Genomic DNA, 12,536 nt, shown 5'->3' with positions numbered 1-12,536 from the left:
CTCCTCAGGCTCGCTTGAACTGTTGATAGAAGCGCACAATCGCCGGCCGGAACATATATTCCAACGCGCCGGCGAACAGGATGACCAGACCCTGGATGACGAGGATCATTTCTCGGGTGATGTTCGGCATTTCGAAAGAGATCCAGTCGCCACCCTGGTAGAGAACACCGAACAAGATGGCTGCGAAAATGATGCCGAGCGGATGGTTGCGGCCCATCAGCGATACGGCGATACCGACGAAGCCAGCGCCGCTAACGAAACCCACCTGCAGGCGGGCGGAGGCGCCCATGACAGGATTGAGTGCCATCATGCCGGCGAGCGCGCCGGAAAGCATCATGGCGATCATCACGATCCGTACATAGGGCATACCGGCATAGGAAGCGGCCGTCGGGCTAACGCCCAGCGTGCGCATCTCGAAACCAAGCTTCGTGCGCCAGATAAGAAGCCAAACGGCATAACACATGACCAGCGCAATGATGAAAGAAACGTTCAACGGGGCAGCACCGAGCTTTGTCCCGAATATCTCCATCAGCCATGTTAGCTTCGGCAACTGCCCGCCCTCGAGGAATGTGCGTGTTTCCGGCGCCATTTTGCCGGGCACGATCAGTACGTGCACCAGCAGATAGTTCATCAGCGAGGCGATGATGTAGTTGAACATGATCGTCGTGATGACGATATGGCTGCCGCGTTTCGCCTGAAGCCATGCCGGAATGAAGGCCGCCATCGCACCGAAGAGGGCAGCGCCGACGACCGCAACCGGCATCGTCACATACCATGGCAGGTAATTGTCGAGCGAAAGCGCCACCAAAGCGCAGCCGAGGCCACCAAGATAGGCCTGACCTTCGGAGCCGATGTTGAAGAGGCCGGCATGGATTGCCACCGCAACGGAAAGACCGGTGAAGATAAAGCTCGTCGCGTAGAACAGCGTGAAGCCTATGAATTCGCCATTGCCGAGCGAACCCTCGAGCAGCAGCGACAGCGCACCGAGCGGGCTCTCGCCGATCAGCCAGACGACGAAGCCTGAGATCAGGAAGGCGACGACGAGGTTTAAAAGCGGGATCAGACCGTAATTGATCCAATTGGGTAGCGGTACGGAAGCAGTGCTCATAAAGGCCTCACGCGGCAATGCCGGCCATCATCAGGCCGAGGGTCTGTTCACCGGCATCGGGCGTCTTCTCACCGACGACATGGCCGGCGAACATGACAAGGATACGGTCGGAAAGGGCGCGGATCTCATCGAGCTCGACGGAGACGAGCAGGATCGCCTTGCCCGCGTCGCGCATCTCGATGATCCGGCGGTGAATGAATTCGATGGCGCCGATATCGACGCCGCGTGTCGGCTGCCCGATGATCAGCATCTTCGGATCGCGTTCGATTTCGCGCGCGACGACGATCTTCTGCTGGTTGCCGCCGGAGAAATTGGCCGTCTTCAGCCGCGGATTCGGCGGGCGGATGTCATATTTTTCGATCTTCTCCATCGCATCCTGGCGGATCGCGTCGAGATTGAGCAGCGGCCCTTTGCTGTAGCCCGGACGGCGGTGATAGCCGAGGACGGAGTTTTCATATTCCTCGAATTTCAGCACCAGCCCCATATGGTGCCGGTCCTCGGGAATATGGGCAAGCCCGAGGTCGCGCAGGCGGGCGGGATCGGCCTTGTCGATCGTCTGGCCGTCGAGAAGGATTTCGCCGGAGACAGGCTTGCGGATTCCGGCGATCGCCTCCAGCAATTCCGACTGGCCGTTGCCGGCGACACCGGCGATGCCGACGATCTCGCCGGCGCGCACGTCGAAGGAGACGTTGTCGACCATGGTGACGCCGCGGTTGTCCTTGACCGTCAGGTTGCGGACGGAGAGTACGGCGGCGCCCGGATTGGCTTCGCCCTTCTGCACGCGCAGCAGCACGCGACGACCGACCATCAGCTCGGCAAGCTCCTCCACCGTCGTTTCCGTCGTCTTGCGGGTGGCGACCATCTCGCCGCGGCGCATGACGGAGACCGTATCGGTGATCGCCATGATCTCGCGCAGCTTATGGGTGATGAGGATGATCGTCTTGCCCTGGTCGCGCAGCACCTTGAGGATGCGGAAGAGGTGATCGGCTTCAGCCGGCGTCAGCACGCCTGTGGGTTCGTCGAGGATCAGGATCTCGGCGCCGCGATACATGGCTTTCAGAATTTCGACGCGCTGCTGCAAGCCGACCGGCAGCTCTTCGATCAGTGCGTCGGGATCGACTTCAAGACCGTATTCGGTTTCCAGCCGCTTGAGCTCGGCGCGGGCCGATGCGACGCCTCTGGCCAGCAGCGAGCCGCCTTCGGCGCCGAGCATGATGTTCTCGAGCACAGTGAAATTGTCGACCAGCATGAAATGCTGGTGCACCATGCCGATGCCGGCGGCGATCGCCGCCTGGCTGTCACGGATGGTGACCGGATTGCCGTTGACGCGGATCTCGCCGCTGTCGGCGTGGTAGAAACCATAGATGATCGACATCAGCGTCGATTTCCCGGCGCCGTTTTCACCGATGATGCCGTGGATCGTCCCCTTGGCAACGGTGAGGTTGATGTCCTTGTTGGCATGGACGGCACCGAATTTCTTATCGATGCCGACAAGCTCGATAGCGGGCTTATCTGTCACTGCAGGCTCCAAATAAGAAAAGGGCGTATGGCGAAAATCCCCTCCGCCATACGCCCGATCTCGATATTACATCAGGGCGCTGATCACTTCGGGCAAGCGTTGTCCGAGGTGTAATCGTGAACCTTGACGGTTCCGGCGATGATATCGGCCTTGGCCTTGTCGACGGCAGCCTGCATTTCCGGCGTGATCAGCGACTTGTTGTTGTCGTCGATCGCGGCGCCAACACCATCTTCCTTGACGCCGAGAGCCTGAACACCAGCGGTGAACTTGTCGTTCTTGGTGTCGGTATAGGCGTTATAGACGGCGAGGTCGACGCGCTTGACCATCGAAGTCAGGACCGAGCCCGGATGCAGATGGTTCTGGTTGGAATCGACGCCGATCGACAGCTTCTTGTTGTCGGCGGCGGTCTGCAGAACGCCGAGACCCGTGGCGCCGGCTGCGGCGTAAATGACGTCGGCGCCTTGGTCGATCTGGTTCTTGGTGAGCTCGCCGCCGCGAACCGGGTCATTCCAGGCTGCACCCGTCGTGCCGGTCATGTTCTGGAAAACCTCGACATTGGCCTTGGCAGCGCGCGCACCCTGCTCGTAACCGCATTCGAATTTGCGGATCAGCGGGATGTCCATGCCGCCGACGAAACCGACCTTGCCGGTCTTGGATGCCATGCCGGCGAGAATGCCGACAAGGTAGGAGCCTTCTTCTTCCTTGTAGACTACCGAGCGGACGTTCGGCTTATCGACGACGGAGTCGACGATGATAAATTTGGTGTCAGGGAATTCGGCTGCGACCTTCTCGATTGCCGAAGTCCAGGCGAAGGAAACGGCGACCACCGGATTGAAACCGCGGCTTGCGAAGTTGCGGATGGCCTGTTCGCCTTGCGTGTCGCCGGTCGGCTCGAAGTCGCGATAGGCGATGCCGGTCTCGGCCTTAAACTTCTCGGCGCCGTTATAGGCAGCTTCGTTGAAAGACTTATCGAACTTCCCGCCGGTGCCGTAAACCAGCGCCGGTTTGACATCGGCGGCCAGCGCCGTCGTCGACATGGCAGCCACGGCAAGGAGAGTGAGAAGGGATTTTTTCATTGTGCAGCCCTGTTGTTGCTATTCGTTAGGGGTCCTCCCGCAAGCCCTTTTCGGACATGTCTGCGGAACCACCGACCTCCCCCCGGAGGCCTGGCTGCGCGCATCCTTGCATGGCTCACGGAAAAATTCACCAGAAATTTTTCAGGCGGTAAAGATTTGCAGCGATTGCTGAAAATCAGTTCTTCCCGGCTGATTTTTGGACATTTCCCCATCGCGGCTGCAGTTTTTCTAGCCAATCCGCCGGCAGATGCCGAAGCCGCGGAGGGCCATATCAGGCCTTCGCCGCATCGCACCGGCTCAAACCGATCGGCTACGCGATGAAGCGGCCTGACACTTGCGGTTTCTTGTAGCCGATCATCCAAAGAAGCAGCGCGATTACCAGAAAAACCGCAAAGGCCGGCTGCAGCATCAGCCACTGAAAGATGAAGGCATAGAAGCGCGGGTGGATATAATAGGAAAGCGCGGATTGCAGCGACGTCAGCGTGTCCGGGCTCACATCCTGCCAGGCGTCCGACATCGGCGTCATGATCACGGCGGAGGCGGCAACCGACTGGATCGAATCGATGGTCCCGGCAATAACGGCTGCCGCAAGCGCGACAAGACTCGCCAGACGCAACAGGAAACGCATCAATCCCTCCGACGCTTCGATATGCCGGACAATTCCGGCGAGCCCGCGCCATTCTCCACCTTGAGAATTACATAGTCATCGCTGAGGTGAAGCACAATGGGATGGGCCGAAGGGAGTTTTATCGGAAGAAGTCAAAAAACTGTTAGATTTGGGTTGATCGGCAAAAATTCATCGGTATATATCGCGCCGTTCCGACGATTTGCTCCTCTCCGGGCGCGAACGCCAAAGGACAGGTGGCCGAGTGGTTTAAGGCGCACGCCTGGAACGCGTGTGTACGTGAAAGCGTACCGAGGGTTCGAATCCCTCCCTGTCCGCCATTTCACTTTCTCTCATGCATCTCCTGCAGATATCCGCCGGTCAAACCGAGTTCGGCATGTCCAGAATTGGAGAATTTTTACCACGCTGCTTCACCGTGTCTTTGCACGTTTGGGTTTAGGGTTCTGCCAAAACCAACAGCAGAGGTAAAACAGGTGGAAGAACTTTCGGTGAAGTCGAAGATCATCAAATCCGTCTATTTCAGCCAGGAAGACGGGCGGCTCAGGATCTGCTTCAAGAACGGCGAGGAGCGTCTGTTCGAGGGTGTGCCCTCTTCGGAAGCCCATGCGATGACGGCGGCGCCATCCCCGGGCCATTATTATCTCGATCGGATCAGGACGCGGTTTCGCAGACTGGCTGCCTGAGAGCCGCCGGGCGGGCTGGTGAATTGCGTCGGATTGAGACGCGGCCGGTGGATAGTAACCGCTGGTTAACTCTCGCCTCCATCACAATTGGATCGGCCCGAGCAGAAAGCGGCAATTGTCAGTGCTGCCGCTTTCAGAGATTCGGCCAGCCGGGAGGCTCGGTGGCGGACCCCAGCCAGGAAGCCGGGCCTCCCCGTCACGCCCAAATCCATTTCGCCAGATCGCCCCGAGGTCGGCCGCGATTGCCTGGAAATAGCGAAATGGGGCTAATCCTGTGAAAAACCGGAATGCTCACATCCGGACTCGACAATGCTTCATTAGCATGATTGCATAAACCCATAGAACGGGAGGCCGGGTGATGATGTTCGAGAATCTGCTTGAGATGCAGGAGCGTGGCGTGCGCGACCGTGCTCTTGGCCGCAGTCTGGCGGACAATCCGATGTCGAAGCCGGATGTTCTGCCGATCACCGATCTGCAGGAATGGTATTCGATGTTCGACGCCTGGCGTTTCGGCTGGGCGATCGAGGATGCGATGGCTGGGCATATCGATCTACCCCGGGATGGCCGCGTCGTACACCGGGATGATCGCGCGGCGCGGCGAGCCTAAACCAGAACGGTCTGATCCACCCTGTCCTCCGCACCGAAGAACTTCAGGTAACGTTCGACCTCCGTCGGTTCACCGGTCGCCTTCTGCGGATTGTCGGAGAGTTTTACCGCCGGACGACCGTTGGCGTCGCTGACCTTGCAGACGATCGAGATCGGATTGAGGCCCGATATTTCGGTCGGGGCGCAGCCGGCAAAATCATTCGTCAGGTTCGTTCCCCAGCCGAAGCTCATGCGCACGCGGCCTTCGAAATGCCGGTAGGTATCGATGATGGCGTCGACATCGAGACCGTCGGAGAAGATCAACAGCTTCTGGCGCGGATCGCGGCCCATCTTCTTCCACCAGTCGATGATCTTTTCACCGCCTTCGATCGGCGGCGCGCTGTCGGGACGGAAGCCGGTCCAGTCGGCGACCCATTCGGGGGCGTCGCGCAGGAAGGCCGCGGTGCCGAAGGCGTCCGGCAGGACGATCAGCAGGTTGCCGCCATAGAGCTTGTTCCAGTCGCGCAGGATCTTGTAAGGGGCGTTGCGCAGTTGCTCATCGGTCTGCGCCAGGGCGGCGGCCACCATCGGCAGCTCGTGGGCATTGGTGCCGACCGCCTCGAGATCGGAATCCATCGCCAGCAATACATTGCTGGTGCCGGTGAAGGCCGGACCGATACCTTCCTTTAGCGCCTCGACGCACCAGCGCTGCCAGAGAAAGCTGTGGCGGCGGCGGGTGCCGAAATCGGAGATGCGCAGGCCGGGCAACTCCTTCAGCCGCTCGACCTTCGACCACATCTTCGCCTTGGCGCGGGCATAGAGCACATCCAGCGTGAAAGGGCCGAGCGCCCTCATCGCCGAACGCGAACGTAGCTCGTTGACGATGGCAAGCGCCGGGATCTCCCACATCGTGGTTTCCTTCCAGGACCCATGGAAGTCCAGAACATATTGCCCGTCCTTCTTCGACAGCTCGTATTCGGGAAGTTGGAAGTTGGACAGCCAGGCCAGGAATTCGGGCTCGAAGATCTGCGCACGGCCGTAGAAACTGTTACCCGCCAGCCAGATCATCTCCTTCTTGGAGAGCCGCAGCGTGCGGGCGTGGTCGAGCTGTTCGCGCAATTCGCCCTCATCGATCTCTTCGGCGAGATGGACGCGCTTGGTGCGGTTGATGAGGGTGAAGGAGGCGTTCACATCAGGATAGAGCTTCCAGATCATCTGCAGCATCAGCAGCTTGTAGAAGTCGGTATCGATCAGGCTGCGGATGATCGGGTCGAGTTTCCAGGCGTGATTGTAGACGCGTCTCGCGATATCGGTCTTGGCCATGAGATTCCTGCCCCTGTCCACTCCGGTCAGGTGCTGCCAAATTCCCGAGTGCTGCCAAGTTCCGGGCCGGCGCACGAAACCGGCTCGTGCGCCTTCTTATCGAAAAATCGGCGGAGGAAGTCCAGACAAAACATAAACATCCCGCCGCATGGTGGCGACGGGATGCGGGAGATCACCTGTCGAACGCCTATTGGGCCGGAGGTTGAGCCGGGGCCACAGGAGCGGTATTCGGGGCCGGCGCCGTTTGTGGCGTCTCGGTCGGGACCGCATTGCCATTTTGCATGGTCGGCGCGGGTGCTGCGTCCGACTGCTGCTGCTGGAGCTGTTGGCCGGGCTGCTGCGGCGCCACCTCGTTCGCCTCGCGGCGGCCCCAGATCTCGACTGGAATCCAGACCACGAAGGCAAGGATCAGCGCCACGAGCAGCACGGTCAGGACACGATAACCCATACGCCCCTGCTTTGCCTTGACCGGCGGGATTTGCTGTTCCTTGTGAAGCTTTCCGTCGGATTTTTCCCAGCGTGTTTCGGTCTGATGCGCCATCATCGTCTCCTTCGCTGCCTTGGCGGCCGATCCGGCCGCAAAGAACTTCGCAAGGAAAACGGGTGGCCGTCTGGAAGGTTCCGGGCTGACACGTGCCGCGGTCTTGGGAATAGCCAAACCGCCGCAGCTTTGGCGCGAGATGCCGCTTAAATCTAATAACCGGCGGCGCGATCGATCACGAACTGCAGCGGCTCGCCGCGCTCAATACGGGCGATCTGCATCTCGACATGGCGGAACAGCGCGTTCTCTTCGGAGACCGCCGCGTCGTGCGGGGTGATGAAGACGTTCTCCATTTCCCACAAGGGGCTGTCGGTGGCGAGCGGCTCCACTTCGAAAACGTCGAGAGAAGCGCCGCCGAGGGTCCCCTCCCTGACCGCCGAGACGATGTCGGCCTCGATCTGGCTCTTGCCGCGGCCGGCATTGATGAAGACCGGCTGTCCGAGCGCACCGTCGCGGCGGAGCTTCTTAAATAGCCCGCTATCATAGAAGCCCGTCGTCTCAGGCGTCAGCGGCAAGAGACCGACCAGAATGTCGGTCTTGGCAAGAAACCTGTCCAGTTCGCCCGCGTCGAAGGTCTCGACGCCGTCAATGGCTTTACGGGTGCGCGACCAGCCGATGACGTTGAAGCCCATCACTTTCAGCTTGGCCACCGCATCCTGGCCCAGAATGCCGAGCCCCATGACGCCGACGGTCACCTCCGCCGCTTCCGGCGCGATCAATTTGGCCCATTCGCGCCGCCGCTGCTTGATGTCATGGGCATATTGCCCGCGCAGATGCATCAGGCACTGCATGACGACCCATTCGCTCATGCGGGTCGTCAGGCTGCGGTCGACGAAACGGACGATTGGAATATCAGGCAGGCCGGCCATGCCGATGATGTGATCGACACCGGCGCCGCCCGAGAAGATGACCTTGAGGTTTGGCGCCCGGCTGAAAAGGTCGGCATCCGGCTTCCAGAGAAGAGCATATTCGACGGCACGGAGATCACGCGCGCGATCGACCGGATCGGCGAGATTGATGCTGCCGCGATCGGCAAAAGCCGTCTTCAGGACACGGGCGACACCTTCGGGATTGAACTTGATATCGACCAGGACGGGAGGACGAACTGACATGATCTTCTTTACTGCTGCACGGCGGGCGTCGGCACCGCCTCGATGTTGAAGGCGGCCGCCATCAGCGCCTTGGTGTAATCGTCCTTCGGCGCGCGGAAGATTTCCGCGGACGGCCCCTGCTCCACCACCTTGCCGAACCGCATGACGATGACGTCGTTGGCAAGCGCCTTCACCACCTTCAGGTCGTGGCTGATGAAGAGATAGGCGAGGTCGTGTTTCCTCTGCAGATCGCGCAGGAGGTCGACCACCTGCGCCTGTACGCTCATGTCGAGCGCGGAGGTCGGTTCGTCGAGCATGACAAAACGCGGCTTCAGCACCATGGCCCGGGCAATGGCGATGCGCTGGCGCTGTCCGCCGGAGAATTCATGCGGATAGCGCCAGCGGGTCAGGGGATCGAGGCCGACCTCCTCCAGCGCCCAGCAGACACGCTGGTCGCGCTCCTCTGCCGTCAATGAGCGCTCGTGCACTTTCAGCCCTTCGGCGATGATATCGCCGACCGACATGCGCGGGCTGAGTGAACCGTAAGGATCCTGAAAGACGATCTGCAGCTGGTTGCGCAATGGCCGCATTTCGCTGAACGAATAGCCGGCTATATCCTTGCCGACAAAGGCGATCCGTCCCTGAGAAGAGATCAGACGGGTGAGCGCCAGGCCGAGCGTGGTCTTGCCGGAGCCGGATTCACCGACGACGCCGAGCGTCTGTCCGGCGCGCAGGGAAAGATCGATGCCGTCGACCGCCTTCACATGATCCACGACGCGGCGCATCAGCCCCGCCTTGATCGGGAACCAGACGCGAATGTCAGACCCTTCCATCACCACCGGCTTCGACGGATCGGCCAGCGGCGGCTCGCCGCGCGGTTCGGAAGCGAGAAGATGGCGGGTATATTCGTGCTTCGGATTAGCGAAGACCTCTTCGACCGTTCCGGTTTCGACGATCCGGCCCTTGGTCATGACGCAGACGCGGTCGGCGAATTTGCGGACGATGCCGAGATCATGGGTGATGAACAGCAGCGACATGCCGTGGGCGGCCTTCAACTGCCGCAGAAGCTCGAGGATCTGCGCCTGCACCGTGACGTCGAGCGCTGTTGTCGGTTCGTCGGCGATCAGCAGTTCCGGCCGGTTGGCAAGCGCCATGGCGATCATCACGCGCTGGCGCTGACCGCCGGAGAGTTCGTGCGGATAGGCCTTTAGCCGCTTCTCAGGCTCGCGGATGCCGACCTGGTTCAACAGTTCCAGCACCCGCTCGCGCGCCGGCTGGCCGGTAAGCCCCTGGTGCAGGGCGAGGATCTCGGCGATCTGCTTCTCGATCGTATGAAGCGGATTGAGCGAGGTCATCGGCTCCTGGAAGATCATAGTGATGTCGTTGCCGCGCACCTCTCGCAGCGCCCGCTCCGATGCCTTCAAGAGATCCCTGCCCTTGAACAGGATTTCGCCGGAGGGATGACTTGCCGAGGGATAGGGCAGAAGCCGCAGGATTGAGTTGGCCGAGACCGATTTGCCGGAGCCGGATTCGCCGACGAGCGCTACGACCTCGCCTTTGGCGATATCGAAGGAGATTCGATCGACGGCAAGCGACGTTTCGCCGCCCTGATGAAAGGCAACCGAGAGATCGCGGACGGAAAGGAGCGGTTCTGTCATGTCACTCATTGAAACGTCTTCCTCGGGTCGAAGGCGTCGCGCACGGCTTCGCCGATGAAGATCAAAAGGGAAAGCATGATCGACATGGCGAAGAAGGCCGTCAGCCCGAGCCAGGGCGCCTGCAGATTGGTCTTGCCCTGAGCAATCATTTCGCCGAGCGAAGGGGAGCCGGGCGGCATGCCGAAGCCGAGGAAATCGAGCGAGGTCAGCGTCGTGATCGAGCCTGAGAGAATGAAGGGCAGGAAGGTGAGCGTCGCCACCATGGCGTTCGGCAGCAGGTGGCGCCACATGATGGTGCGGTTGTTGACGCCAAGCGCACGGGCGGCGCGGACATATTCGAAATTGCGGGCGCGCAGGAATTCGGCGCGCACTACACCGACGAAGCTGACCCAGGAGAAGAGCAGCATGATGCCGAGCAGCACGAAGAAGCCGGGCGGCAGGACGGCTGCGATAATGAGCAGGATGTAAAGCACCGGCATCGACGACCAGATCTCGATGAAGCGCTGCAGCAAGAGATCGGTCAAGCCGCCGAAATAGCCCTGCACCGCCCCTGCCGTCACGCCGATGATTGCCGAGCAGATGGTCAGCGCCAGGCCGAACAACACCGATATGCGGAAGCCGTAGATGACGCGCGCCAGCACGTCACGCGCCTGGTCATCGGTGCCGAGCCAATTGAGATTGCCGAGCGTGCAGCCGGGATCATTCGCCCCTTGCGGATAACCCGAGCAGCGTTCCTCTTTGGTCATCAGCCAGAAGGGCGCGGTGGGCGCCGAATGCGGAATGTCCGAGTTGACCGAGCGGTAGGAATAGCGGATCGGCGGCCAGATCATCCAGCCATTGGCGTTGATTTCGTCCGATATCACCGAGGAGCGGTAGTCGGTTTCGGCGAGGAAGCCGCCGAATTTTTCCTCGGGATAGTCGATCAGGACGGGAAACAGGATTTCGCCCTTGTAGGAGGCGATGATCGGCCGGTCATTGGCGAGGAATTCTGCAAACAGGCTGAGCACGAACAGCAGCAGGAACAGCCACAGCGACCAGTAGCCGCGGCCGTTCGCCCGGAAATTCTGCCAGCGGCGGATGTTGGTCGGCGACAGCAGACCCTTGCGCGGCGGTTTCACCGGAGTTGCGGTGGCGGGATTTGCGGCGGCGTCCATCAAACATCCCTCCGCTCGAAATCGATGCGCGGATCGATCCAGGTGTAGATCAGATCGGAAATCAGGCTGACGAAGAGACCGAGCAGCGAGAAGATATAGAGTGTCGCGAAGACGATCGGATAATCGCGGTTGACCACCGAGAGATAGCCGAGGCGGCCGAGGCCATCGAGCGAAAAGATGTTCTCGATCAGCAGCGAGCCGGTGAAGAAGGCGGAGATGAAGGCGCCGGGAAAACCGGCGATGATGATCAGCATGGCGTTGCGGAAAACATGGCCGTAAAGCACCTGCCGCTCGTTCAAGCCCTTGGCGCGGGCGGTGACGACATATTGCTTCTTGATCTCCTCGATGAAGGAATTCTTGGTCAAGAGCGTCGTGGTGGCGAAGGCTGCTAGCGAAAGCGAGATCAGTGGCAAAGTGAGGTGCCAGAAATAATCGAGTGGTTTCTGCCACCAGGCGAGCTCACCGAAATTGTCGGAAACGAGGCCGCGCAGCGGAAACCAGTCGTAGAAGGAACCGCCGGCGAAAAGCACGATCAGCAGGATGCCGAAGAGGAAGCTCGGAACGGCATAGCCGATAACGATGACGCCCGAGGTCCAGACGTCGAAGGTCGATCCGTCCTTGACCGCCTTGCGGATACCGAGCGGGATGGAGATCGCATAGGAGAAGATCAGGATCCAGATGCCGAGCGAGATCGACACCGGCAGCTTCTCCTTGATGAGGTCGAGCACGGAGGTGTTGCGGAAGAAGCTCTCGCCGAAATCGAAGCGGATGTAATTCCACATCATCTCGCCAAAGCGCGTCAGCGGCGGCTTGTCGAAGCCGAACTGTTTTTCGAGCTTGGCGATCAGCTCCGGATCAAGCCCCTGAGCGCCGCGATATTTCGAACCTTCGTCGCTGCCGCCGCCACCGAGGAGATCGCCGCCGCCGGACAGGCGCTGATCGGCGCTGTCGGCCTGGCCGGTCAGCTGGGCAATCACCTGCTCGACCGGGCCGCCGGGTGCAAATTGAACAACGATGAAGGAAATTGCCATGATGCCGACAATGGTCGGAATCATCAAAAGCAGGCGGCGAATGACATAGGCGCCCATCAGCCTTCAGCCTCCGGGAAAGTATTTCTTGTCTGCACGCCGTTCAGTCCAATGCCGCTCAATCCGCCAGCCTTCCCTTGCCGGC

At 60.4% G+C, this 12,536-nt stretch carries 12 protein-coding genes and 1 tRNA gene; 3 read left to right on the top strand and 10 right to left on the bottom strand.

Going from position 1 to position 12,536, the window contains the following annotated elements; all coding sequences use genetic code 11:
* Positions 1-4 precede the first annotated feature (4 nt).
* From GGD53_RS20420 to GGD53_RS20405, 4 genes are all read right to left on the bottom strand, one after another.
* The gene (locus tag GGD53_RS20420; RefSeq protein WP_184458689.1) at positions 5-1,108 is read right to left on the bottom strand and encodes an ABC transporter permease; all 1,104 of its coding nucleotides are present in this window, start codon (positions 1,106-1,108) and stop codon (positions 5-7) included.
* A gap of 7 nt (positions 1,109-1,115) precedes the next feature.
* A complete protein-coding gene (locus GGD53_RS20415; protein ID WP_184458688.1) occupies positions 1,116-2,627 on the bottom strand; it encodes an ATP-binding cassette domain-containing protein in 1,512 nt (503 codons plus the stop codon).
* A gap of 83 nt (positions 2,628-2,710) precedes the next feature.
* A complete protein-coding gene (locus tag GGD53_RS20410) occupies positions 2,711-3,703 on the bottom strand; it encodes a BMP family lipoprotein (RefSeq protein WP_184458687.1) in 993 nt (330 codons plus the stop codon).
* 310 nt (positions 3,704-4,013) lie between these two features.
* Positions 4,014-4,331, bottom strand: coding sequence for a hypothetical protein (locus GGD53_RS20405; RefSeq protein ID WP_184458686.1), 318 nt, complete (start codon positions 4,329-4,331; stop codon positions 4,014-4,016).
* A gap of 227 nt (positions 4,332-4,558) precedes the next feature.
* On the opposite strand from GGD53_RS20405, the gene GGD53_RS20400 reads away from it, so the two are divergent.
* The 3 genes from GGD53_RS20400 to GGD53_RS20390 all read left to right on the top strand — a co-directional run bounded on the left by GGD53_RS20400 (position 4,559) and on the right by GGD53_RS20390 (position 5,618).
* Positions 4,559-4,648 (top strand) — tRNA-Ser (locus GGD53_RS20400).
* Positions 4,649-4,801: 153 nt separating this feature from the next.
* Complete coding sequence (locus GGD53_RS20395) at positions 4,802-5,011, top strand: KTSC domain-containing protein (protein WP_064681543.1); 210 nt, start codon at positions 4,802-4,804, stop codon at positions 5,009-5,011.
* A gap of 361 nt (positions 5,012-5,372) precedes the next feature.
* The gene (locus GGD53_RS20390; RefSeq protein WP_184458753.1) at positions 5,373-5,618 is read left to right on the top strand and encodes a CrpP-related protein; all 246 of its coding nucleotides are present in this window, start codon (positions 5,373-5,375) and stop codon (positions 5,616-5,618) included.
* On the opposite strand, the gene pncB is transcribed toward GGD53_RS20390, so the two are convergent.
* From pncB to GGD53_RS20360, 6 genes are all read right to left on the bottom strand, one after another.
* On the bottom strand, positions 5,615-6,919 hold the full coding sequence (pncB, locus tag GGD53_RS20385) for a nicotinate phosphoribosyltransferase (RefSeq protein WP_184458685.1): 1,305 nt from the start codon (positions 6,917-6,919) through the stop codon (positions 5,615-5,617). The genes GGD53_RS20390 and pncB overlap by 4 nt on opposite strands.
* A gap of 187 nt (positions 6,920-7,106) precedes the next feature.
* Positions 7,107-7,463, bottom strand: a complete 357-nt coding sequence (locus GGD53_RS20380; RefSeq protein WP_184458684.1) for a hypothetical protein — start codon at positions 7,461-7,463, stop codon at positions 7,107-7,109.
* A gap of 149 nt (positions 7,464-7,612) precedes the next feature.
* Entirely contained in the window at positions 7,613-8,572 is a 960-nt protein-coding gene (locus tag GGD53_RS20375; RefSeq protein WP_184458683.1) for a 2-hydroxyacid dehydrogenase, read from the bottom strand.
* Between the two features lie 8 nt (positions 8,573-8,580).
* On the bottom strand, positions 8,581-10,218 hold the full coding sequence (locus GGD53_RS20370) for an ABC transporter ATP-binding protein (protein WP_184458682.1): 1,638 nt from the start codon (positions 10,216-10,218) through the stop codon (positions 8,581-8,583).
* Positions 10,215-11,363 (bottom strand): ABC transporter permease, encoded by a 1,149-nt coding sequence (locus GGD53_RS20365; protein ID WP_184458681.1) that lies wholly within the window; start codon positions 11,361-11,363, stop codon positions 10,215-10,217. The genes GGD53_RS20370 and GGD53_RS20365 overlap by 4 nt, the downstream gene beginning before the upstream one ends.
* A complete protein-coding gene (locus GGD53_RS20360; protein ID WP_184458680.1) occupies positions 11,363-12,451 on the bottom strand; it encodes a microcin C ABC transporter permease YejB in 1,089 nt (362 codons plus the stop codon). Before GGD53_RS20360 ends, GGD53_RS20365 begins: the two co-directional genes overlap by 1 nt.
* Positions 12,452-12,536 lie beyond the last annotated feature (85 nt).

The organism is Rhizobium aethiopicum (assembly GCF_014197535.1).
In the GTDB taxonomy this organism is placed as follows: Bacteria; Pseudomonadota; Alphaproteobacteria; order Rhizobiales; family Rhizobiaceae; genus Rhizobium; species Rhizobium aethiopicum_A.
The sequence above is the reverse complement of the archived record's forward strand: the minus strand, read 5'-3'. Positions and strand labels throughout refer to the sequence as shown.